Genomic DNA, 22,609 nt, shown 5'->3' on the forward strand with positions numbered 1-22,609 from the left:
TCTTAGAGACGGATATCCGACTCTTCCGTGCTCAGCAAATACTTCAGATCGTAAAGTACATGCTTAGACTTGCCATAACTCCGAATCGACTTGGCACCTAGCTCGCGGAACTGTGTATGCGCCACAGCCAGCACGATGGCATCATACTTTTCTGTTTCGAGTTCGTAGACCGGCGTTATCCCATACTCGTGCTCAGCTTCACTGGCGTTAACCCATGGATCGTAGACATCGACTTCAATGTTGTATTCTGAAAGTTCTTTGACGATGTCAACGATGCGGGTATTGCGTAGATCCGGGCAGTTCTCCTTGAATGTCAGCCCCATGATCAATACGCGAGCGCCATCGACATGAATTCGCTCCTTGAGCATCGCCTTGACCAACTGAGAGACAACGTAGGCGCCCATACCGTCATTAAGGCGACGTCCTGCCAATATAATCTCAGGATGGTAGCCAATGGATTGGGCCTTATGCGTCAAATAGTAGGGATCGACACCGATACAATGCCCGCCTACCAGACCCGGCCGGAAAGGTAAAAAGTTCCATTTTGTACCCGCTGCCTGAAGGACAGCCTCAGTATCAATACCCATCTTATTAAAGATGATGGCCAGCTCATTGATAAGCGCAATGTTCAAATCACGCTGAGTATTCTCGATAACCTTAGCGGCTTCTGCAACTTTGATACTGCTAGCTTTATGGGTGCCCGCGACGATAATTTGATTATACAGCGCGTCCACCAAGTCAGCGATTTCCGGCGTCGAGCCAGACGTCACCTTCTTGATCGTGGTGACACGATGCTCTTTATCACCAGGATTGATTCGCTCCGGGCTGTATCCAGCATAAAAGTCAACGTTGAATGTCAGCCCTGAGACCTTTTCAAGTACAGGAACACAATCTTCCTCAGTTGCGCCAGGGTAGACAGTCGATTCGTAAATAACCAAATCACCCTTCTTCAACACCTTGCCAATGCTTTCAGATGCTTTTATCAGCGGCGTCAAATCTGGCTGATTGTACTCATCAATCGGGGTCGGAACTGTGACAACAAAAGTGTTGCAAGCAGCCAGCTCAGCCAAGTCGCAGCTGTAGCTCAAATAGCTGGCCTGCTTGAGCTCTTCGTCGCTGACTTCGAGGGTTGAATCATGCCCCGCTTTCAACGCTTGGATACGCGGCTGGTTAATGTCAAATCCAACCACCGATCGCTGTTTGCCGAACTCTACTGCTAAGGGGAGGCCAACATAACCAAGGCCGATGATGGCGAGCTTAATATCTTCCAGTTTCTGCATAATTAAAACCTAAATGATCAAAATCCAAAATACTTACTGAAACAATTCCAGTACGAAGTTCTTCAAGCTCAAAACCCACTCAGTGAGATCGATCTGTTTCCAGATACCGTTGCCCTATACGCTTCCAACGCTCCCTCGCTCATACTTCTTTTGAGGGTTCTCATTAACTTACATTATTCATTACATTACGTACGAAGCTTATTGCTCTTACCAATGCCTGCCCGAACCTGCCCCTGCTGACAAACAGAATCAACACTAACGTAACGCGCTCGGATCGGAACGCCATCGCTAGCGCAGGCCTCACGTACCCACTGCAGCAAAAAAAAGCACAGGACCTTGCTTGCATGGCTTTGTGCCATAAATCGTTGGATGCCTTTCAAATAAAACGGTTCCATGAAATTTGACAATCATACTACGGGATGTAAATACAAATAAGTGGTTCGTTACACTTGGCCAGCGTGATGGATCACTGTTCACAGAATCTTTCTGCTCAGGATAGAATCACCCGAGTATTTTTCAGGCATGACCCAAAAGTAATTTGACATAGGTACATATTCCTATTTCAAAGGAGGGAAACGGGAATAAATAGCACCCACACCGCGCGTGGTATGCATGCCTGCTCAATGTGTGATAGACGAGCTCATTCCTAAGGCTGTCGGACGATGCCTTCAGAAGAGGCCTTCTTTTCGATGGCGATATCTGAAGCATTAAAAGGCACGCATTTCATGATCAGCTGGCGTTTATTTACAACCATTGTACGAATGAGGGCAAGGAGAATACCTAGCATGCCGCCAAGAATCAGACCGACCGCCAAAATGAGCGCCTTCTTAGGTTTGATAGGCCCCAGTGGCTCCAACGCCTGCTTGTCAATAGTTACCAGCTTCAAGCGACTCATATCAATATTCAAGCTGCGTAGGCGCGCCTCTTCAGCACGAAGGGGCTCCACGTTGCTTAAAAACAGATCTTCATTTTCACGACGATTCAAAACCTCAATCTGCCGGTTGGATTGCAGCAACTGAAGCTCTTTAGCGATTTGCGCGATACGCCCCTCTGTGAAGTCATCGGATTTGCGCTGAAGGAGAGCATTTTTCTCAGCCTCTAACGCATCAACCCCCATGAAATACAACGGAATCTGCTGATTATTAATCTCGGTATGCATCGTGCTGCCACCCCCGCTGCGATCTGCATCACCGAGTGACGACGGGGTGGCTGGTTTTTTGATACCCAGCGACTTAGCGATGCCGATTGCTTCGTTCAACAATGCAAGCCTATCACGACGAATAGTCTTAAGCTGAGCCCTCAGAGCCTTTAGCTCGTCCTGCAACTGAGCACGACGAAGCACATCACCCTCGGTCAAACTGGCAATTTTTGCCTCTTTATCAATTTCATATCCCGAGCGGACGGCCTTGAGCTTGCCTTGAATTTCATTCAGTCGGTTATTGATGATGACGCTCAGGTCCGCGCTAATCTGCCGTCGCTCGGTGGCAATGGCAAACTCGATGAATTCGTTGAGGATAGTCACGCCATCTATCCCTTTAGGGTAGCTCATCTCCAGCTTGATATAGGCGCTGAGGGAGTCTAATTTCTTGGGATCTGGCAAAATCAGATTGATGGAGTTGCGATTGAACTCATCAAAACTCTGCTCCAGGGTTCTCCCTGGACGCTCGAAGGCCTTAAATAAACTTTGACGGGCTCGGAAGAAGCTTAACCGCGTATCATAAGACTCAAGAGATGCTCCGACTTTGTTCAACGCCTCACCCGCTGGGAGGACGTATACCCCAGACCGATTCAATGCATCCAGATCATTGATCGCCGCTGGACGCAAAACGCTGCTGACTTGAAATTCCGGAGTCGCCGAAAAGGCATAGATCACAGCCAGAGCGCCAACGACTAGCGTCACAGCGGCTATAAGGACTCTCTGTCGCCAGAGGGATTGAAAAAGGACCGCGAGATCAACTTCTTCGGACGAAGGTGTCGGGGGAATTCGGAAGCTACTACTCACAACAAAAACCTGCCTTCAAAGAGAAACTGCGGGCTCGTTATGCAGACCTGATGTGTATTTTTTTCTAATTGGATGACCGCCAAAACCCAGCGTCCCTGCCAAATTCTGAGCACACAAAATGACTGTTATCGAGAACAGATTCTATTCTGCCATCTCTCCGGAACATTACAAGTCTTGACATGTATGTCAGATGCTTCTGATTTTTCCGAGGGAACTGTTACGACCAACGGGGTTAAGTCGATAGGCCACCATAAAGAATTACCGGCTTCAAGCGTGATAACATTTCTGACAAACGGTCATCATTCGCTCTTAGAGCCCGCCAAGAGCAATACTAAGCAATCGCTTTACCCCGCCGCCTACGCACAACCACCCCCAACACCGGCCCAATCAACATCCCCACGATCAAAGCCACCACCACAAACACCGCCACCGGCATCTGCGCAGTACTCCACCCCAGGAATGACAGCACCACACCCTGCTGGTTCTCCAGCACAAACGCCAGAACCACCAAAGCCGCAAGCACTGCAATCAACACCGCAACAACGCGCTTAACCCCACGCATACTCTTCTCCTTCCCCAAAAACACTCAGACGCCTTCTTCCTCTTCTTCGTTCACCCGATCGCGCAATTCCTTGCCCGGTTTGAAGTGGGGAACGAATTTGCCGTCGAGGCTGACGGATTGGCCGGTTTTTGGGTTGCGGCCTACGCGGGGTGCGCGGTAGTGCAGGGAGAAGCTGCCGAAGCCGCGGATTTCGATGCGATCTCCGGTGGCCAGGCATTGGGACATTTGCTCAAGCATGGTCTTGATAGCCAGCTCTACATCCTTGGATGAGAGCAGCCCTTGATGGGTGACAATTCGTTCGATCAACTCCGACTTCGTCATATTTTTCCCTTCTTTTTCAAGCAGCTAGGAAAAGCGCTCCGAAGGTTTTAGCATGAGTTGATGAATTTGAACAGCCCATGTGTCAACTTATCTGAGGCTGAATAAACACGCTCAGCAAGCAGCCAACCCCTTACTTACAGATCACCAACATGGTCCGCGTCACCGCGCCAGCAGGGTTCCAGCCGAACAGGTAGTCGCCCTCTTCGTCCTCTGCATCGCTGGAGCGGGTTATGACCTTGTAGCCCTGCATCTTGCACTCACGGGCGGCGCGCTTCTCGCACTTTTCCCACTTGTTGCCCAGGCCAGAGCAGTCGATCTCGATGCCACTGACGCCACGCTTGGCGTGGGTCTTGGCACTGGTGGAGGAGCAGCCTGCAAGCACGAGCAAGGCGAGTATTACGATAATTCTGTTCATTCAAACCCTTATTGAGTCAGCAACGCGAAATAGCCGTTTTCAAGACTATAGTCAGTTCTGACATTGGGCTGAATGCCTTGGTTCGGTGCAGTTGCTTCATCAAATTTCAGGTGCAAAAAAGGGCGACCGAAGTCGCCCTTTTTCTACAGCTTTACAGAACTTAGTTCTGCTTAGCCATTGCCTGGCGCAGCAGTGCCGCCATGGTGGTATCAGCAGCAGCTTCCGGAGCAGCTTCTTTCAAGCTCTGGATAGCTTCTTTCTCTTCCACTTCGTCTTTCGACTTGATGGAGAGCTGAATCACGCGGCTCTTGCGGTCAACGCTGATGATCTTGGCTTCTACTTCCTGGCCTTCTTTCAGTACGTTGCGCGCGTCTTCAACGCGGTCACGGCTGATTTCGGAGGCTTTCAGAGTCGCTTCGATATCGTCGGCCAGAACGATGATGGCGCCTTTGGCGTCAACTTCTTTCACAGTGCCTTTAACGATGGCGCCTTTGTCGTTCTCTTGAACGTACTCGGAGAACGGATCGCTTTCCAGTTGCTTGATGCCCAGGGAGATGCGCTCGCGCTCTGGGTCAACCGACAGGATAACGGTGTCCAGCTCGTCGCCCTTCTTGAAACGACGAACAGCTTCTTCGCCAACTTCGTTCCAGGAGATGTCGGACAGGTGAACCAGGCCGTCGATGCCGCCGTCCAGACCAATGAAGATACCGAAATCGGTGATCGACTTGATGGTGCCGGAGATTTTATCGCCCTTGTTGAACTGGCCAGAGAAATCTTCCCATGGGTTAGATTTGCACTGCTTGATGCCCAGGGAGATACGACGACGCTCTTCGTCGATGTCCAGAACCATAACTTCCACTTCGTCGCCGACTTGTACGACTTTCGAAGGGTGGATGTTCTTGTTGGTCCAGTCCATTTCGGAAACGTGTACCAGGCCTTCCACGCCTTCTTCCAGCTCTGCGAAGCAGCCGTAGTCGGTCAGGTTGGTAACACGCGCGGTTACGCGGGTGCTTTCTGGGTAACGAGCTTTGATAGCAACCCATGGATCTTCGCCCAGCTGCTTCAAGCCCAGGGAAACGCGGTTACGCTCACGATCGTACTTCAGAACCTTGACATCGATCTCGTCGCCAACGTTGACGATTTCGGAAGGATGCTTGATACGCTTCCAAGCCATGTCGGTAATGTGCAGCAGGCCATCGACGCCACCCAGATCGACGAATGCGCCGTAATCGGTGAGGTTCTTGACGATACCTTTGACTTGTTGGCCTTCCTGCAGGGATTCCAGCAGAGCTTCACGCTCGGCGGAGTTCTCTGCTTCCAGCACGCTGCGACGGGAAACGACAACGTTGTTGCGCTTCTGGTCGAGCTTGATGACTTTGAATTCCAGTTCTTTGCCTTCCAGGTGCGTGGTGTCGCGCACTGGACGAACGTCGACCAAAGAACCTGGCAGGAACGCACGGATGCCGTTAACGTCGACAGTGAAGCCGCCTTTAACCTTACCGTTGATAACGCCCTTGACCACTTCTTCAGCTGCGAAGGCTGCTTCGAGAACAATCCAGCATTCAGCGCGCTTGGCTTTTTCACGGGACAGCTTGGTTTCACCGAAACCGTCTTCAACCGAGTCCAGAGCAACGTGAACTTCGTCACCGACATTGATAGTCAGGTCACCAGCATCGTTGTAGAACTGTTCCAGCGGGATCAGAGCTTCAGACTTCAGACCAGCGTGAACGGTTACCCAGCGAGCTTGGTAATCGATATCAACGATAACACCGGTGATGATGGAGCCTGCCTGAAGGTTCAGGGTTTTTAGGCTTTCTTCAAAGAGTTCCGCAAAGCTTTCGCTCATTTTAATTCCTGTTGATAAGGGCGAAGAATACGCCCATCTCCACACCCCAGACGGTGTGGGTCAGTTTCAGTTAAAAGAAGCCACCGCAGGACTATGACTGGTCCCCTGCGGCCTTCTTGATCACCCGGCGATATCGCGAATGGCGATTTCACTCATGATGCGTTCCAGCACCTGCTCGATGGACAACTCCGTGGAATCCAGCTGTATGGCGTCAGCCGCCGGCTTGAGCGGGGCTACCGCACGCTGGGTATCACGCTCATCGCGTGCACGGATCTCATCTAGCAGACTCGACAGACTAACACCATCGACTTTGCCCTTCAACTGCAAGTATCGGCGGCGTGCCCGTTCCTCGGCGCTGGCGGTCAGGAAAATCTTCAGCGGCGCCTCGGGAAACACCACCGTGCCCATGTCCCGGCCATCGGCCACCAGGCCCGGCGCCTCCTGGAATGCGCGCTGGCGCTGCAGCAGCGCCTCGCGCACGGCGGGCAGCGCGGCCACTTGGGAGGCACCCGCGCCGATACTCTCGGTGCGAATCACATCGCTGACTTCATCACCTTCCAAAATGATGCGCTGCAACTGACCCTCGGTCGCCGCAATGAACTGCACATCCAGATGGGCGGCTAGTTTGGTCAGCAGCTCTTCGTTGGTCAGGTCCACACCATGGTTGTGCGCAGCGAACGCCAGCAGGCGATACAGCGCGCCAGAATCCAGCAGGCACCAACCCAGGCGCTTGGCCAGAATGCCAGCGATTGTGCCTTTGCCCGAGCCGCTAGGCCCGTCGATGGTAATCACCGGTGCTTTGATATTCACAATTGAGCCTCTTGGGCAACACGGATGCCGACTTGGGCACACAGTGTCAGAAAGTTCGGAAAAGACGTAGCAACATTGGCGCAGTCAAGGATACGAATAGGCGCCGCCGCCCGCAGGGAAGCCACACTGAACGCCATGGCAATCCGATGATCGCCATGGGCATGCACTTCACCGCCGCCCATCGGGCCACCGTCAATGATAAGCCCATCAGGCGTGGGTTCACACTTCACGCCCAGAGCCAACAGACCGTCGGCCATTACCTGGATGCGATCGGACTCCTTGAGGCGCAGCTCTTCGGCCCCGCGTAAAACAGTGCGGCCCTGAGCACAGGCTGCGGCAATAAACAGCACGGGAAACTCATCAATCGCCAACGGCACCAGGGCCTGTGGAATCTCGATGCCCTTGAGCGCAGCAGCACGCACACGTAAATCCGCAACCGGCTCGCCGCCCACCTCCCGCTGGTTTTCGAGGGTGATATCAGCCCCCATCAGCCGCAGGATGTCGATCACTCCGGTGCGGGTCGGGTTGATACCGACATGCTCCAGCAACAGCTCGGAGCCTTCGGCAATTGAGGCCGCCACCAGGAAAAACGCCGAAGACGAAATATCCCCCGGCACTTCAATACGCGTAGCGGTCAACCCATGCCCCGACGCCAGCGACGCCGTCGCGCCCTGCACCGCCAGCGGGTAGCCAAAGCCGCGCAGCATGCGCTCGGTGTGGTCGCGGGTCGGTGCGGGCTCGGTCACCGAGGTTTTACCCTCAGCGTATAACCCCGCCAACAACAGGCAGGATTTCACCTGGGCACTGGCCATGGGCAGTACATAGTTCAAGCCTTTGAGCGATTGCCCGCCACGAATGCTCAGTGGCGGACGCCCGTCCGGCCCGGTCTCGATGATCGCGCCCATTTCACGCAGCGGCTTGGCCACGCGGTTCATCGGGCGCTTGGACAGCGAGGCATCGCCGGTCAACACGCTGTCGAAGCGCTGCGCCGCCAATACACCGGCCAACAGGCGCATCGACGTGCCGGAATTGCCCACGTAGATCGGCCCCGGCGCAGCCTTCAGGCCCTGCAGGCCGACACCGTGAATGGTCACGCGCCCATGGTGCGGGCCCTCGATCACCACGCCCATATCGCGAAAGGCCTGCAAGGTCGCCAGGGCGTCCTCACCCTCAAGGAAGCCTTCCACCTCGGTCACACCCTCGGCCAACGAGCCCAGCATGATCGAGCGATGGGAGATCGACTTGTCACCCGGCACGCGGATGCGCCCGCTCAAGCGGCCACCCGGGCTGGCGATGAAGGTCAGATCATCGGTGTTCACTGCGGTTTCCATATAGGCCCGGCGTGCGAGAATCTTGCTGAAATGTTCACGCGCCACCCGTGCCCGGGTGAACACGCCCAGCAGTTGATGGCCGTCTCCCGCATCCACCGCGTCGCGCAAGGCGTCGAGATCACTGCGGAAGGTGTCCAGGGTGCGCAACACCGCTTCGCGATTGGCGAGGAAGATGTCGTGCCACATCACCGGATCGCTGCCGGCAATCCGCGTAAAATCGCGGAAGCCGCCGGCGGCGTAACGGAAAATCTCGAGGTTCTCGTTGCGCTTGGCCAAAGAATCCACCAAGCCAAATGCCAGCAGATGCGGCAAGTGGCTGGTGGCTGCCAACACTTCGTCGTGACGCTCGACCTGCATATGCTCCACATCCGCGCCCAGCTCGCGCCAGAGACGATCCACCACCGCCAACGCCGTGGGATCGGTTTGCGCAAGCGGCGTCAGGATGACCTTATGCCGACGAAACAACTGCGCATTGGAGGCCTCCACCCCGCTCTGCTCGGAACCCGCGATGGGATGACCCGGCACAAAGCGCGGCGGCATGCCACCAAACGCCAATCGTGCCGCGCGCACCACGTTGCCTTTGGCGCTACCCACATCGGTAAGGATCGCTTGCCCGAGGTCCATGCCCGCCAGTACCGCCAGCAACTTCTCCATGGCCAGGATCGGCACGGCAAGCTGGATCACATCCGCGCCCTGGCACGCAACGGCCAGGTCCGCCTCACAGCGGTCCACCACCCCCAACTCCACCGCCAACGTGCGCGATTGCGGGTCGAGGTCCACCCCCACCACTTCGCCACATAGCCCGCTTTCACGCAGGCCTTTGGCGAAGGAACCACCGATCAACCCCAGACCGACCACCACCAGGCGACCGATCATAGGCACAGCAGGTTGCAATGCAGTGACATCAACCACGGGCCAGAACCTTGGCCAGCGCCTCAAGGAAGCGGCTGTTCTCAGCCGGCAAACCGATGGTGATACGCAGGTGGTTCGGCATCCCGTAGTTGGCTACCGGGCGTACGATCACACCCTCGCGCAGCAAGCCCTGGAACACCGGCGCGGCCACTTGGCCGAGATCGACACAGATGAAGTTGCCCTTGGACGGAATCCAGCCCAGGCCCAGCTCACGAAAGCCTTCCTGCAATTGCAGCATGCCGCTTTCGTTGAGGCGACGGCCTTCTTCCAGGTATTCGGCATCCTTCACCGCCGCACAGGCGGCCGCCAGGGCCAGACTGTTGACGTTGAACGGCTGGCGCACGCGGTTCAGCACATCGGCCACCACAGGCGTGGACAAGCCATAACCGACCCGCAACGACGCTAGGCCATAAGCCTTGGAGAACGTACGCGACACCAGCAGGTTCGGGTAGGCCGCAAGGAAATCCAGGCCGTCGGGCAGGTCGCTGCCTTCGGCGTACTCGATGTAGGCTTCGTCCAGCACGACCAGCACATGCTGGGGCACGTCCTGCAGGAATTCGTTCAGTGCCTGCTCGTCAAACCAGGTGCCGGTCGGGTTGTTCGGGTTGGCGATAAACACCACGCGAGTCTGGGCATCGATGGCCGCCAGCATCGCCGGCAGGTCATGGCCCCAGTCCTTGGCAGGAATCACGCGAGCATCTGCCCCCACCGCCTGGGTCACAATCGGGTAGACCGCAAACGCGTGCTCGCTGAACACCGCATTCAAACCTGGCGCCAGGTAGGCACGGCCGACCAGCTCAAGGATGTCGTTGGAGCCGTTGCCCAAGGTCACTTGATTCAACTCGACCCGGCACTTGTCCGCCAGTAGCGACTTGAGGGCAAAACCGTTGCCATCGGGATAACGGGTCAGCTCGGCCAGCTCTTCACGAATCGCCGCCAACACTTTGGGGCTCGGGCCCAGCGGGTTTTCGTTACTCGCCAGTTTGACGATCTTGGACGGGTCCAGATTCAACTCGCGGGCCAACTCGTCCACAGGCTTGCCTGGAACGTAAGGCGAGAGTTGTTGCACGCCCGGCTGCGCCAGGGCGAGGAAATTGCCACTCATGTCAAAGCCTCACAAAACCGCTTTCGGGTAAGAGCCCAGCACCTTGAGTGCCACGGCTTCCTGACTGATCTTCTCCAGCACGCCCTTGACCAGCGGGTCGCGGTGATGGCCCATAAAGTCGATAAAGAACACATAGGTCCACTTACCGCTGCGCGAAGGACGAGTCTCGATGCGCGTCAGGTCAATCCCGTTATCGTGGAACGGCACCAGCAGCTCATGCAGCGCGCCGGGTTTGTTGCTCATAGAAACGATAATTGAAGTCTTGTCGTCGCCGGTGGGCGGCACTTCCTGGCTGCCGATCATCAAAAAGCGCGTGGAGTTATCCGGGCGGTCTTCGATCTTCTCAGCCAGGCGCGTCAGGCCGTAGAGGCCCGCGGCCATATCGCCGGCAATCGCCGCCGAGTTCCACTCACCCTTGACCCGCTTGGCCGCTTCGGCGTTGCTGGACACCGCCACGCGCTCGACATTCGGGTAATGGGCGTCCAGCCACTTGCGGCACTGGGCCAGGGACTGGGCGTGGGAATAGATACGGCTGATGCTGTCGGTCTTGGTGTTTTCACCCACCAGCAGGTGGTGGTGGATACGCAACTCCACCTCACCGCAGATCACCATGTCGTGTTCGAGGAAGCTGTCCAGCGTGTGGTTGACCGCACCTTCGGTGGAATTTTCCACCGGCACCACGCCAAAATTCACCGCACCGGCGGCGACTTCACGGAAGACTTCGTCGATGGCCGCCATCGGCTTGCTGATCACCGCATGGCCGAAGTGCTTCATGGCCGCCGCCTGGGTGAAGGTGCCCTCAGGGCCGAGGTAAGCCACTTTCAGTGGCTGCTCCAGCGCCAGGCACGAGGACATGATTTCACGGAACAACCGCGCCATCTCTTCGTTGCCCAACGGGCCCTTGTTGCGCTCCATCACGCGCTTGAGCACCTGGGCTTCACGCTCGGGGCGGTAGAACACCGGCACTTCGCCTTCCGCCAGCGACGCCATTTTCACCCGGGCTACTTCCTGGGCGCAGCGCGCACGCTCACTGATCAGCTCCAGGACCTTCTCGTCCAGGCTGTCAATGCGTACGCGCAGGGCCTTGAGTTCTTGCTCAGACATTAGCCGTGTTCCTTCTCGAACTCTGCCATGTAGGCAACCAGCGCATTGATGGCGTGGATGTCGACGGCGTTATAAATGGAGGCGCGCATGCCACCCACCGAGCGGTGGCCCTTGAGGTTCAGCAGGCCGCGTTCGTCGGCGCCAGCCAGGAACGGCTTGTCCAGGCGGTCGTCCGCCAGGCGGAACGGCACGTTCATCCACGAGCGGTCGGTGAGGTTGATCGGGTTGCTGTACAGGCCGCTGGCGTCGATGAAGTCGTACAGGGTGCGCTTCTTCTCTTCGTTCAACTTACCCATGGCCGCGACACCGCCCTGCTCCTTGAGCCATTCGAACACCAGGCCCGACAGGTACCAGGCAAACGCCGGCGGGGTGTTGTACATCGAGCCGTTATCGGCCGCGACCTTGTAGTTGAGCATAGTGGGGCACAGGGAACGGGCGCGGCCCAGCAGGTCTTCGCGGATGATATTGACCAGGATGCCGCTTGGGCCGATGTTCTTTTGCGCGCCGGCGTAGATCATGCCGTATTTGGACACATCGATCGGACGCGAGAGGATGTCCGAGGACATGTCGCACACCAGCGGAACGTCACCTACTTGCGGCACCCAATCAAATTCCAGGCCACCGATGGTTTCGTTCGCGACGTAGTGAACGTAGGCCGCGTCTTTGGACAGCTTCCACTCGTTCTGACCGGGAATGGCGAAGTAGTCGTAGGGCTTGGCGGTGCCTGCCACGTTGACATGGCCGTAGCGCGAGGCTTCTTCGATAGCCTTCTGACCCCAGATACCGGTGTCGATATAGTCGGCAGTCCCGCCTTCTGGCAGCAGGTTCAGCGGTAACTGGGCGAACTGCTGGCTCGCACCACCTTGCAGGAACAGCACTTTGTAATGGGATGGGATGTCCAGCAAGTCGCGCAGGTCCTGCTCGGCCTTGTTGGCGATGGACACGAACTCATCGCTGCGATGGCTCATTTCCATCACGGAGAGGCCTTTTCCATGCCAGTCGAGGAGTTCACCCTGCGCACGCTGCAGGACTGCTTCAGGAAGCGCCGCGGGACCGGCACAGAAGTTATAGGCTCTCTTGCTCACATCCAATCTCACTCTGATCTGGTGGGGCTGCAATCATGTCAGCAGCGCCCTCATTCTGGAGCGGACATCTGTGGGAGCTGGCTTGCCTGCGATAGCAGCGCCGCGGTATCACTGAATGACCGAGGCGCCTGCATCGCAGGCAAGCCAGCTCCCACATGGACCGCGTCCAGGCAAAGGGCGCTGTGTTTCATAGGGGACAAACAACAAGGGGGCGAATCTTCATCCGCCCCCTGTGTGTCCGCTTATTCCTGCGGTTCTTCTTCGTCTGCGGCAGCGTCGAGGGTTGGCTCGTCAACGTTGTCATCGCCAGCTGCGATAACCTCGCCTTCGAATTCCTCACCTTCGAGCTCTTCGCCTTCGACTTCCGAAGGCTCCTGCACACGCTCCAGGCCGACCAGTTTTTCGTCCTTGGCCAGCTTGATCAGGGTCACGCCCTGGGTGTTACGGCCCAGGCTCGACACTTCCGCCACACGGGTACGCACCAGGGTGCCCTGGTCGGAAATCAGCATGATCTCCTCGCCGTCGAGCACCTGCACCGCGCCGACGAGACGGCCGTTGCGGTCGTTGCTGACCATGGCGATTACGCCCTGGCCGCCACGCTTGTACTCCGGGAACTCACTGATGGCGGTGCGCTTGCCATAACCACGCTCGGAAGCGGTGAGGATCTGGCTGCCTTCTTCCGGGATCAGCATCGAAATCAGCTTCTGCCCTTCCGGCAGGCGCATGCCGCGTACACCGCGGGCGGTACGGCCCATGGCTCGTACGTCGGATTCCTTGAAGCGTGTGACCTTGCCGCCATCGGAGAACAGCATGACTTCGCGCTCGCCATCGGTGATGGCTGCGGAAATCAGCACGTCGCCTTCGTCCAGTTCCAAGGCGATCAGGCCCACGCTGCGTTGACGGCTGAAGGATTCCAGCGGGGTCTTCTTCACGGTGCCTTTGGCGGTGGCCATGAAGATGAAGTGACCTTCGGTGTATTCCTCGACCGGCAGCATGGTGGTGATGTATTCGTCACTGTCCAGCGGCAGCAGGTTGACCAACGGACGACCACGGGCAGCGCGGGAGGCCTCCGGGATTTCGTAGGTCTTGAGCCAGTACACCTTGCCTTTGCTGGAGAACAGCAGCAGCGTGGTGTGGCTGTTGGCGACCAGCAGGTGAGCGATGTAGTCCTCATCCTTCACGCCGGTAGCCGATTTACCTTTACCGCCACGACGCTGGGCCTGGTAGGCCGCCAACGGTTGGGTCTTGGCATAGCCACCGTGGGAGATGGTCACCACGCGCTCTTCTTCCGGGATCATGTCACCCAGGGTCAGGTCCAGGCGCGCATCGAGGATTTCGGTGCGGCGCACGTCGCCGTATTCGGCGCGGATCACTTCCAGTTCTTCGCGGATCACTTCCATCAGGCGCACAGCGCTGCTGAGGATGCGGATCAACTCGCCGATCTGGTTGAGGATCTCCTGGTACTCGGCCAGCAGCTTCTCGTGCTCAAGGCCAGTCAGGCGGTGCAGGCGCAGTTCCAGGATGGCCTGGGCCTGTTCTGGCGACAGGAAGTACTTGCCTTCACGCAGACCGTATTGCGGGTCCAGGGTCTCGGGGCGGCACGAGTCGGCGCCAGCGCGCTCAACCATCGCGACCACGGCACTGGATTCCCAAGGTGTGCTGATCAGCGCTTCCTTGGCTTCCGACGGGGTTGGCGAGGCCTTGATGAGGGCGATCACCGGGTCGATGTTCGACAACGCAACCGCCTGGCCTTCCAGGATATGGCCGCGCTCGCGGGCCTTGCGCAGTTCGAACACGGTACGGCGGGTGACCACTTCGCGACGGTGACGCACGAAGGCTTCCAGCAGGTCCTTGAGGTTCAGGATGCGCGGGCGGCCGTCGATCAGGGCAACCACGTTGATACCAAACACGCTTTGCAGCTGGGTCTGGGCGTAGAGGTTGTTGAGGATCACCTCCGGCACTTCGCCGCGGCGCAGCTCGATGACCACGCGCATGCCGTCTTTGTCGGACTCGTCGCGCAGCTCGGTGATGCCTTCCAGCTTCTTCTCTTTAACCAGCTCGGCGATCTTCTCGATCAGGCGTGCCTTGTTCAACTGGTAAGGGAGTTCGGTGATGACGATCTGCTGGCGGCCACCGACCTTGTCGATGTCTTCGATGATCGAGCGGGCGCGCATGTAAATGCGCCCACGGCCGGTGCGGTAGGCTTCGATGATGCCGGCGCGACCGTTGATGATCGCGGCGGTCGGGAAGTCCGGGCCGGGAATGTATTGCATCAGCTCATCGACGGTCAGCTCAGGGTTGTCGATAAGGGCCAGGCAACCGTCGATGACTTCACCGAGGTTGTGCGGCGGGATGTTGGTGGCCATGCCCACGGCGATACCGCTGGAACCGTTGACCAGCAGGTTGGGAATCCTGGTGGGCATGACAGCCGGGATCATTTCGGTGCCGTCGTAGTTCGGCACCCAGTCCACGGTTTCTTTATGCAGGTCGGCCAGTAGCTCGTGCGCCAGCTTGGTCATGCGCACTTCGGTGTATCGCATGGCCGCGGCGTTGTCGCCGTCCACCGAACCGAAGTTACCCTGGCCGTCTACCAGCAGGTAGCGCAGGGAAAACGGCTGCGCCATCCGAACGATGGTGTCGTACACCGCAGTGTCGCCGTGAGGGTGATACTTACCGATCACGTCACCGACAACACGGGCAGATTTCTTGTACGGCTTGTTCCAGTCGTTACCCAGCTCGCTCATCGCGAACAGCACACGCCGGTGCACGGGCTTCAAGCCATCGCGCGCATCAGGCAGTGCCCGACCGACAATTACGCTCATCGCGTAGTCGAGGTAGGACTGTTTCAGCTCGTCTTCGATATTGACCGGGAGGATTTCTTTGGCCAGTTCGCCCATGAGAAGCCTGATTCCTTTTTCGGGTGAAACCTCGTCACATCCATTCGGGACGAACGAAGCTCGCCGCTGCCGGCACAGTGCCTGACAACGACTTACGACAAATCAACGAGTTATGACACGGATCTGCACGTTATAGGCCACCCCTCGGGGCAGCCCTGGAAACCGCCGGATGTTATCACAATCGCCGCCACGCACCTATCCCCCTGATGCGCATGGAGGCTAGTAATTTGACGGATGACAGGCTTGAAGGGGACGAGAGGGGCTCAGAGGCGCGATGGTGCTTTTTTGCGAGGGTGGAATGCAGACGTTTTATTGACTTCAAGGGCCAATCGCAGGCAAGCCAGCTCCCACCTTTGATGTGTGAACACGGTTGAAGGTGGGAGCTGGCTTGCCTGCGATAGAGCCCCCACAGCCACCGACACTCTCAATGCAGGCGCTTACGGCACATCAACTTGGCCAGTTTGGCAGTGTCTGGCCGCTCGACAATGCCTTTTTCGGTGACGATCACGTCGATCAGGTCCGCAGGGGTCACATCAAACACAGGGTTAAACGCCGCGATATCCAACCGCTGCCCATCCACCTCAAGCAACTCACCCATATCGCGCTGCTCCAGCGCAACATCCTCCCCCGTAGCCATCATCAAATCCAGGGTCGAACTCGACGCCACCACCATAAAGCGCACGCCATGGTGCATGGCACACACGGCCAACTGATAAGTGCCGATCTTACTGATCACATCGCCATTGGCCGCAATACAATCAGCCCCCACCACCACCCAGGTCACGCCTTTGGTCTTGAGGATATGCGCCCCGGCGGAGTCGGCATTCACCGCCACCGGGATGCCCTGGCCCGCCAACTCCCACGCTGTAAGACGGGAGCCTTGCAGCCAGGGGCGGGTTTCATTGACATAGACCTGCTCGACCAGCCCCTCCAGATACGCGGCATGAATCACCCCGAGGGCTGTACCAACGCCGCCGGAGGCCAACGCGCCGGCGTTGCCATGGGTGAGGATCGCCTGGGCATTGCCCTGGTGCTTGCGAATCCGCTCCATGCCCAACTGGGCCATGACCACATTGGCCTCCCGGTCGCTCTCATGGATCGCGACGGCTTCGGCTTCCAGCACCGCCAGCGGGTCGGCGTGCTGCTTGAGGCGGTCGAGGCGGTCGCGCATGCGCTGCAAGGCCCAGAACAGGTTCGATGCGGTCGGTCGGGTATGGGCCAGCAAGGCGTAGTCTTCTTCCCATGCAGCCTGCCAGTCACCGCCTTCGGCGATACGCTCGCGGGCGGCCAGGACCAAGCCATAGGCGGCGCAGATGCCGATAGCCGGCGCGCCCCGCACCACCATGGTGCGAATGGCGTCGGCCACCGACTCAACGGTACTGCAGGCCACCCAGTGCGTCCGGGACGGCAAAACGCGCTGATCGAGCAGGTGCAGCGCGCCATCACGCCATTCGATGGCCTTCACTTTGTCTGCAGCCAACAGTCGGTCGCGCATCCCTTACCCCGCACTCATGAACAAAAGCCGCGGATTATAGCGATCCGCCAGCCAGGACGCTCGGGTATACTTCGCCCTTCTTTTATAGCTGCCTGGGAAGAAGCCTGCGATGACCTCCACTGCCGCCCCGCTCGACTTGTTGCTGCTGCCGACCTGGCTGGTACCCGTCGAGCCCGCTGGCGTGGTGCTCAAGGAGCACGGCCTGGGTATCCGCGACGGCTGCATTGCCTTTATCGGGCCACGGGACGCGGCGTTGAAGCTGGCGGCGCAAGAGGTGCGTGAACTGCCCGGCATGCTGCTCAGCCCCGGCCTGGTCAATGCCCACGGCCATGCCGCCATGACCCTGTTCCGCGGCTTGGCCGACGATTTGCCACTGATGACCTGGCTGGAAAAACACATCTGGCCCGCCGAAGCCAAGTGGGTCGATGAAGCGTTCGTGCGCGACGGCACCAACCTGGCCATTGCCGAGCAGATCAAGGGCGGCATCAGCTGCTTCTCGGACATGTATTTCTACCCCAAGGTCGCCAGTGACTGCGTGCACAACAGCGGTATGCGTGCGCAGATCGCGCTGCCGATCCTCGACTTCCCGATCCCCGGCGCCAGCAGTGCCGACGAGGCGATTCGCCAGGGTATCGAGTTGTTCGGCGACCTCAAGCACCACCCGCGCATCAAAATCACCTTCGGCCCACACGCCCCGTACACCGTGTGCGATGCCAACCTGGAAAAAATCCGGGTGATCGCCGAAGAGCTGGACGCCGCGATCCATATGCACGTTCACGAAACCGCCTTTGAAGTGCAGCAAGCCATCGAGCAGACCGGCGAGCGGCCATTGGCGCGCCTGGCTCGCCTTGGCTTGCTGGGCCCGCGCTTTCAGGCCGTGCACATGACCCAAATCAGCGAAGACGACCTGGCTTTACTGGTAGAAAGCAACACCAGCGTCATTCACTGCCCGGAATCGAACCTGAAACTGGCCAGCGGCTTTTGCCCGGTGGAGCGCTTGTGGCAGGCTGGCGTCAACGTGGCCATCGGCACCGACGGCGCCGCCAGCAACAATGACCTGGATCTGCTTGGAGAAACCCGCACGGCGGCGATGCTGGCCAAGGCCGTGGCCGGTTCGGCCACTGCGCTGGATGCCCACCGCGCCTTGCGCATGGCCACACTCAACGGCGCCAGGGCGATGGGCCTGGACAGCCAGATTGGCTCCCTGGAAGTCGGCAAGGCGGCAGACATCGTCGCTTTTGATCTTTCCGGGCTGGCGCAACAACCGATCTACGATCCGGTCTCACAGCTTATATATGCCACCGGGCGCGATTGCGTGAAACACCTTTGGGTTGCCGGCAAGCCATTGCTCGACGACCGGCAATTGACCCGCATGGATGAACAACAGTTGACCGCCACGGCCATTGCCTGGGGCCAACGCATCAGCGGGCACAGCGAATAACGACGCGGCTGAAGCCTTGGGTTCAGCCGCGACACACCGACTTATCAGATTCAGAGGATTCACCATGAGCAACGTCGACCACGCCGAAATCGCCAAGTTTGAAGCCCTTGCCCATCGCTGGTGGGACCGCGAGAGCGAATTCAAGCCCTTGCACGACATCAACCCACTGCGGGTCAACTGGATTGACGAGCGCGTCAACCTGGCCGGCAAGAAAGTGCTGGACGTCGGTTGCGGCGGCGGCATCCTCAGCGAAGCCATGGCCCAGCGCGGCGCCACCGTGATGGGCATCGACATGGGCGAAGCGCCGCTGGCCGTAGCCCAGTTGCACCAGCTCGAATCCGGCGTGAGCGTGGAATACCGCCAGATCACTGCCGAAGCCCTGGCCGAGGAAATGCCCGAACAGTTCGACGTGGTCACCTGCCTGGAAATGCTCGAACACGTGCCGGACCCGTCCTCGGTGATCCGTGCGTGCTTCCGTATGGTCAAGCCCGGCGGCCAGGTGTTCTTCTCCACCATCAACCGCAACCCCAAGGCCTACCTGTTCGCGATCATCGGCGCTGAATACATCATGAAGCTGCTGCCGCGCGGCACCCATGATTTCAAGAAATTCATCCGCCCTTCCGAGCTGGGTGCGTGGAGCCGCCAAGCCGGGCTGACCGTCAAGGACATCATCGGCCTGACCTACAACCCGCTGACCAAGCACTACAAGCTGGCCAACGATGTTGACGTCAACTACATGATCCAGACCCTGCGCGAGGAGTAAGCCTGTGAAGTTGCGAGCGGTTCTCTTCGACATGGACGGTACCCTGCTGGACACCGCGCCGGACTTTATCGCCATCTGCCAGGCCATGCGCGCCGACCGTGGCCTGGCGCCGATCAACCCGCAGCACATCCGCGATGAAATTTCCGGTGGTGCGCGGGCGATGGTCGCGGTGACCTTCTCGATGGACCCGGAGTCGCCGGGTTTTGAGGAACTGCGCCAGGAATTCCTGGAGCGTTACCTCAAGGATTGCGCAGTCCACAGCAAGCTGTTCGACGGCATGGCCGAGCTGCTGGAAGACATCGAGAAAGCCAAGTTGATCTGGGGTGTGGTCACCAACAAGCCGGTGCGCTTTGCCGAACCGATCATGCAACGGCTGGGCCTGGCCGAGCGTTCGGCCGTGCTGATCTGCCCGGACCACGTGAAAAACAGCAAGCCGGACCCGGAGCCGATGATTCTGGCGTGCAAGATGCTCGACCTGGACCCGGCCAGCGTGCTGTTCGTGGGCGATGACCTGCGCGACATCGAATCCGGCCGCGATGCTGGTACGCGCACGGCGGCGGTCACTTATGGCTATATCCACCCGGACGACAACCCCCGCCACTGGGGCGCGGATGTGGTGGTGGATCACCCGCTGGAATTGCGCAAGGTGCTGGATAAAGCCCTGTGCAGTTGCTGATGGCTCACTGACTTTACTGACCGATGGAGATCCAAATGTGGGAGCGGGCTTGCTCGCGAATGCGGTGTTTCAGTATCTGATTCAGTGACTGGCACACCGCATTCGCGAGCAAGCCCGCTCCCACAGGGAAATTCAGCGTTTTCAAATCTGAGGTTGTTTATGTTTGATTACTCTGCACCGCCAGAACTGCTCAAAGGCCGGATCATCCTGGTAACCGGCGCCGGTCGCGGGATTGGCGCGGCAGCGGCGAAGACCTATGCCGCCCATGGCGCCACCGTGCTGTTGCTGGGCAAGACCGAAGCCAACCTGGCCCAGGTGTATGACGAGATCGAAGCCGCCGGCCACCCACAGCCGGTGGTGATCCCGTTCAACCTGGAGACCGCCCTGCCCCATCAATACGATGAGCTGGCAGCGATGATCGAAAAGGCATTCGGCCACCTCGACGGTTTGTTGCACAACGCCTCGATCATCGGCCCGCGCACGCCCATCGAGCAGTTGTCCGGCGAGAACTTCATGCGGGTGATGCACGTCAACGTCAACGCGATGTTCATGCTGACCAGCACTTTACTGCCGTTGCTCAAGCTGTCCCAGGATGCGTCGGTGGTATTCACCTCCAGCAGCGTCGGGCGCAAGGGCCGTGCTTATTGGGGTGCCTATGGCGTGTCCAAGTTCGCCACCGAGGGGCTGATGCAAACCCTGGCCGATGAACTGGAAGATGTGGCCGCAGTGCGCGCCAACAGCATCAACCCGGGCGGCACCCGCACCAGCATGCGCGCCCAGGCGTACCCAGGGGAAAACCCGATGGAAAGGCCGGCACCGGAAGAGATCATGCCGGTGTACCTGTACCTGATGGGGCCGGACAGTGCGGGCATCAATGGCCAGGCCTTCGATGCGCAGTAAGCCCTGACACACCGCAAAACAAAGGTGGGAGCTGGCTTGCCTGCGATAGCATCACCGCGGTGTCACTGAAGCACCGAGGTGTCTGTATCGCAGGCAAGCCAGCTCCCACATTGCTTTGTGGTGTACTCAAATACTCAGTTTTTGACCACTTCCTCAAGGGTGAAGCGCCCCAACGGGTTCTGCAGGAAGTTGCTTACGTTCTTGCGTGAGATATTGATGTAGGGGCTGTAGTACAGGTCAATCCAGTTCACATCCTGTTTGGCCAGTTTCTGCAACTCCACATACATTTGCTCACGCTTGGCCGGGTCTGCCTCGATCCGCGCAGCCGCCACCAAGGCCTTGACCTGGTCGTTCTTGTAGCGGGTCATATAGTTCTGGTTGGTGTCGTGGCCCAGCACGAAGGTGGTTTTCTGGTCGGGGTCGAGGATGTCGTTGGTCCAGTACATCACCGAAATATCGTACTCACCGTCCACCAGCATCTGCCAGCTTTGGGTGGGGTCGACTTTTTGCAGGTTGGCGGTCACACCGACCTTGGCCAGCTGGTCTTTGATGATCACCGCGATCTGCTCGTCGGCCTCATTGCCGGCGTTGACCACGTAGTTGAGCTTCAAATCCTGGGCACCTGCAGCGGCCAGCAGCTTCTTGGCTTCGGCCGGGTCGTACGGGCGTTGCAGGTTGTTGGCGTAGTGGTACAGCGAGCCCTTTGGAATGTAGGAATAAGCCACGGTGCCTTGACCGTAAGTGACGGCTTTGACCAGCGATTGCTTGTCGATGGCCATGTCCAGGGCCTGGCGCACTTGCGGCTTCGCCAACAAGCCGTGCTCGTGGTTGATCAACAGGTGATCTTCACGAGTGGACGGGTCGGCGTGGATCACCACGTTCTGGTCTTTCTTCAGCTCTTCCACGCGGGAGAACGGTACAAAGATCGCCGTGTCGAGTTCGTTGTTCTGCACCATGCGCATGCGCGTGTTGTCATCGGTCACCGACACCCATTCCACGCCGTCCAGGCTCACGCTGCCGGCCTGCCAGAAATTCGGGTTTTTCTTCAGGATCACGCGGTCGCCCTTGCGCCACTCGTCCACGGTAAACGCGCCGGAGGTCACCGGGTTTTCCGAGTAGGCGTCTTCGCCCATCTTGGTCATGGCTTTTTCCGACAGGATCGACACCGTTGGCGACGCCAGTTGCGAGAGAAAGGCCACCGCCGGGGTTTTCAAGGTGACCACCAGGGTCTTGGCATCGCTGGCCGTGGCGGTGTTGATCAGGCTGAACGGGTCGCTCCACAAGGAGGCCTTGTTGTCGCGAATGCGCAGCAGGCTGAATGCGGCGTCGGCGGCAGTGATCGGCGAGCCGTCAGAGAACTTCGCCTCGCGCAGCTTGAAGGTGTAGGTCAGGCCATCCTTGGAAATGTCCCAGCTTTCGGCCAGGCCCGGTTCCATCTTGGTGCCCAGGTTATCCACGCGCACCAGGGTGTCGTAGACGTTGGCAAATACCCAGGTGTCGCGGTTTTGCGCGCTTTTGATCGGGTCGAAGGTGGTGCTGTCTTCACGGCAGCCGATGGTGAGCACACCGGCGGCCTGTGCCAGGCCGGCGGTCAGCGACCAGGCCGTGAGGGTAGCGGCGGCGAGCAATTTCAAGTGGCGCGAGTGCATATCACAACTCCTTGT

General features: G+C 58.5%; 18 protein-coding genes. 4 read left to right on the forward strand and 14 right to left on the reverse strand.

The genetic code is table 11. The annotated features are described in order from the left end of the window. Window positions 1-2 precede the first annotated feature (2 nt). The 13 genes from tviB to mtnA all read right to left on the reverse strand — a co-directional run bounded on the left by tviB (window position 3) and on the right by mtnA (window position 17,165). Window positions 3-1,280 (reverse strand): Vi polysaccharide biosynthesis UDP-N-acetylglucosamine C-6 dehydrogenase TviB, encoded by a 1,278-nt coding sequence (gene tviB / locus BMH52_RS15370; RefSeq protein WP_057710877.1) that lies wholly within the window; start codon window positions 1,278-1,280, stop codon window positions 3-5. A gap of 646 nt (window positions 1,281-1,926) precedes the next feature. Continuing rightward, a complete protein-coding gene (locus BMH52_RS15375; protein WP_073844210.1) occupies window positions 1,927-3,282 on the reverse strand; it encodes a Wzz/FepE/Etk N-terminal domain-containing protein in 1,356 nt (451 codons plus the stop codon). 331 nt (window positions 3,283-3,613) lie between these two features. Beyond that, a complete protein-coding gene (locus BMH52_RS15380) occupies window positions 3,614-3,844 on the reverse strand; it encodes a lipopolysaccharide assembly protein LapA domain-containing protein (RefSeq protein ID WP_073844212.1) in 231 nt (76 codons plus the stop codon). Window positions 3,845-3,868: 24 nt separating this feature from the next. Beyond that, on the reverse strand, window positions 3,869-4,165 hold the full coding sequence (gene ihfB, locus BMH52_RS15385) for an integration host factor subunit beta (protein ID WP_003189779.1): 297 nt from the start codon (window positions 4,163-4,165) through the stop codon (window positions 3,869-3,871). Between the two features lie 130 nt (window positions 4,166-4,295). Next, window positions 4,296-4,580 (reverse strand): hypothetical protein, encoded by a 285-nt coding sequence (locus tag BMH52_RS15390; protein ID WP_003189775.1) that lies wholly within the window; start codon window positions 4,578-4,580, stop codon window positions 4,296-4,298. A gap of 160 nt (window positions 4,581-4,740) precedes the next feature. Continuing rightward, the gene (gene rpsA / locus BMH52_RS15395; protein WP_003189774.1) at window positions 4,741-6,426 is read right to left on the reverse strand and encodes a 30S ribosomal protein S1; all 1,686 of its coding nucleotides are present in this window, start codon (window positions 6,424-6,426) and stop codon (window positions 4,741-4,743) included. Window positions 6,427-6,546: 120 nt separating this feature from the next. Then, window positions 6,547-7,236 (reverse strand): (d)CMP kinase, encoded by a 690-nt coding sequence (gene cmk, locus BMH52_RS15400; RefSeq protein WP_003189772.1) that lies wholly within the window; start codon window positions 7,234-7,236, stop codon window positions 6,547-6,549. After that, entirely contained in the window at window positions 7,233-9,443 is a 2,211-nt protein-coding gene (locus tag BMH52_RS15405) for a bifunctional prephenate dehydrogenase/3-phosphoshikimate 1-carboxyvinyltransferase (RefSeq protein ID WP_256575793.1), read from the reverse strand. Before BMH52_RS15405 ends, cmk begins: the two co-directional genes overlap by 4 nt. 28 nt (window positions 9,444-9,471) lie before the next feature. Next, window positions 9,472-10,584, reverse strand: coding sequence for a histidinol-phosphate transaminase (gene hisC, locus BMH52_RS15410; RefSeq protein ID WP_014717619.1), 1,113 nt, complete (start codon window positions 10,582-10,584; stop codon window positions 9,472-9,474). A 9-nt stretch (window positions 10,585-10,593) separates the two neighbouring features. Beyond that, a complete protein-coding gene (gene pheA, locus BMH52_RS15415; protein WP_032902668.1) occupies window positions 10,594-11,688 on the reverse strand; it encodes a prephenate dehydratase in 1,095 nt (364 codons plus the stop codon). Continuing rightward, complete coding sequence (serC, locus tag BMH52_RS15420) at window positions 11,688-12,773, reverse strand: 3-phosphoserine/phosphohydroxythreonine transaminase (protein WP_019820637.1); 1,086 nt, start codon at window positions 12,771-12,773, stop codon at window positions 11,688-11,690. Before serC ends, pheA begins: the two co-directional genes overlap by 1 nt. Window positions 12,774-13,015: 242 nt before the next feature. Continuing rightward, a complete protein-coding gene (gyrA, locus tag BMH52_RS15425) occupies window positions 13,016-15,670 on the reverse strand; it encodes a DNA gyrase subunit A (protein ID WP_014717617.1) in 2,655 nt (884 codons plus the stop codon). Between the two features lie 424 nt (window positions 15,671-16,094). Further along, window positions 16,095-17,165: an S-methyl-5-thioribose-1-phosphate isomerase gene (gene mtnA / locus BMH52_RS15430; protein ID WP_073844216.1), complete on the reverse strand. Its 1,071-nt coding sequence runs from the start codon at window positions 17,163-17,165 to the stop codon at window positions 16,095-16,097. A 109-nt stretch (window positions 17,166-17,274) separates the two neighbouring features. On the opposite strand from mtnA, the gene BMH52_RS15435 reads away from it, so the two are divergent. From BMH52_RS15435 to BMH52_RS15450, 4 genes are all read left to right on the forward strand, one after another. After that, window positions 17,275-18,606 (forward strand): TRZ/ATZ family hydrolase, encoded by a 1,332-nt coding sequence (locus BMH52_RS15435; RefSeq protein WP_019820640.1) that lies wholly within the window; start codon window positions 17,275-17,277, stop codon window positions 18,604-18,606. Between the two features lie 64 nt (window positions 18,607-18,670). After that, on the forward strand, window positions 18,671-19,369 hold the full coding sequence (gene ubiG / locus BMH52_RS15440) for a bifunctional 2-polyprenyl-6-hydroxyphenol methylase/3-demethylubiquinol 3-O-methyltransferase UbiG (protein WP_003189760.1): 699 nt from the start codon (window positions 18,671-18,673) through the stop codon (window positions 19,367-19,369). Window positions 19,370-19,373: 4 nt separating this feature from the next. Further along, window positions 19,374-20,045 (forward strand): N-acetylmuramic acid 6-phosphate phosphatase MupP, encoded by a 672-nt coding sequence (gene mupP / locus BMH52_RS15445; RefSeq protein WP_073844218.1) that lies wholly within the window; start codon window positions 19,374-19,376, stop codon window positions 20,043-20,045. A 159-nt stretch (window positions 20,046-20,204) separates the two neighbouring features. Next, on the forward strand, window positions 20,205-20,945 hold the full coding sequence (locus tag BMH52_RS15450) for a YciK family oxidoreductase (protein ID WP_014717613.1): 741 nt from the start codon (window positions 20,205-20,207) through the stop codon (window positions 20,943-20,945). A gap of 134 nt (window positions 20,946-21,079) precedes the next feature. On the opposite strand, the gene BMH52_RS15455 is transcribed toward BMH52_RS15450, so the two are convergent. Beyond that, window positions 21,080-22,594 carry an ABC transporter substrate-binding protein gene (locus BMH52_RS15455; RefSeq protein WP_014717612.1) on the reverse strand — a complete coding sequence of 505 codons (1,515 nt, stop codon included), beginning with the start codon at window positions 22,592-22,594 and terminating at the stop codon, window positions 21,080-21,082. Between the last annotated feature and the right edge of the window lie 15 nt (window positions 22,595-22,609).

Source organism: Pseudomonas sp. BTN1, from assembly GCF_001907715.1.
GTDB lineage: Bacteria > Pseudomonadota > Gammaproteobacteria > Pseudomonadales > Pseudomonadaceae > Aquipseudomonas > Aquipseudomonas paracarnis.

Excerpts from the sequence above, each read along its gene's own strand:
- tviB (WP_057710877.1), bottom strand. The coding sequence starts at position 1,280 with ATGCAGAAACTGGAAGATATTAAGCTCGCCATCATCGGCCTTGGTTAT.
- BMH52_RS15380 (WP_073844212.1), bottom strand. The coding sequence starts at position 3,844 with ATGCGTGGGGTTAAGCGCGTTGTTGCGGTGTTGATTGCAGTGCTTGCG.
- ihfB (WP_003189779.1), bottom strand. The coding sequence starts at position 4,165 with ATGACGAAGTCGGAGTTGATCGAACGAATTGTCACCCATCAAGGGCTG.
- BMH52_RS15390 (WP_003189775.1), bottom strand. The coding sequence starts at position 4,580 with ATGAACAGAATTATCGTAATACTCGCCTTGCTCGTGCTTGCAGGCTGC.
- rpsA (WP_003189774.1), bottom strand. The coding sequence starts at position 6,426 with ATGAGCGAAAGCTTTGCGGAACTCTTTGAAGAAAGCCTAAAAACCCTG.
- BMH52_RS15405 (WP_256575793.1), bottom strand. The coding sequence starts at position 9,443 with ATGATCGGTCGCCTGGTGGTGGTCGGTCTGGGGTTGATCGGTGGTTCC.
- hisC (WP_014717619.1), bottom strand. The coding sequence starts at position 10,584 with ATGAGTGGCAATTTCCTCGCCCTGGCGCAGCCGGGCGTGCAACAACTC.
- pheA (WP_032902668.1), bottom strand. The coding sequence starts at position 11,688 with ATGTCTGAGCAAGAACTCAAGGCCCTGCGCGTACGCATTGACAGCCTG.
- gyrA (WP_014717617.1), bottom strand. The coding sequence starts at position 15,670 with ATGGGCGAACTGGCCAAAGAAATCCTCCCGGTCAATATCGAAGACGAG.
- mtnA (WP_073844216.1), bottom strand. The coding sequence starts at position 17,165 with ATGCGCGACCGACTGTTGGCTGCAGACAAAGTGAAGGCCATCGAATGG.
- BMH52_RS15435 (WP_019820640.1), top strand. The coding sequence starts at position 17,275 with ATGACCTCCACTGCCGCCCCGCTCGACTTGTTGCTGCTGCCGACCTGG.
- ubiG (WP_003189760.1), top strand. The coding sequence starts at position 18,671 with ATGAGCAACGTCGACCACGCCGAAATCGCCAAGTTTGAAGCCCTTGCC.
- BMH52_RS15450 (WP_014717613.1), top strand. The coding sequence starts at position 20,205 with ATGTTTGATTACTCTGCACCGCCAGAACTGCTCAAAGGCCGGATCATC.
- BMH52_RS15455 (WP_014717612.1), bottom strand. The coding sequence starts at position 22,594 with ATGCACTCGCGCCACTTGAAATTGCTCGCCGCCGCTACCCTCACGGCC.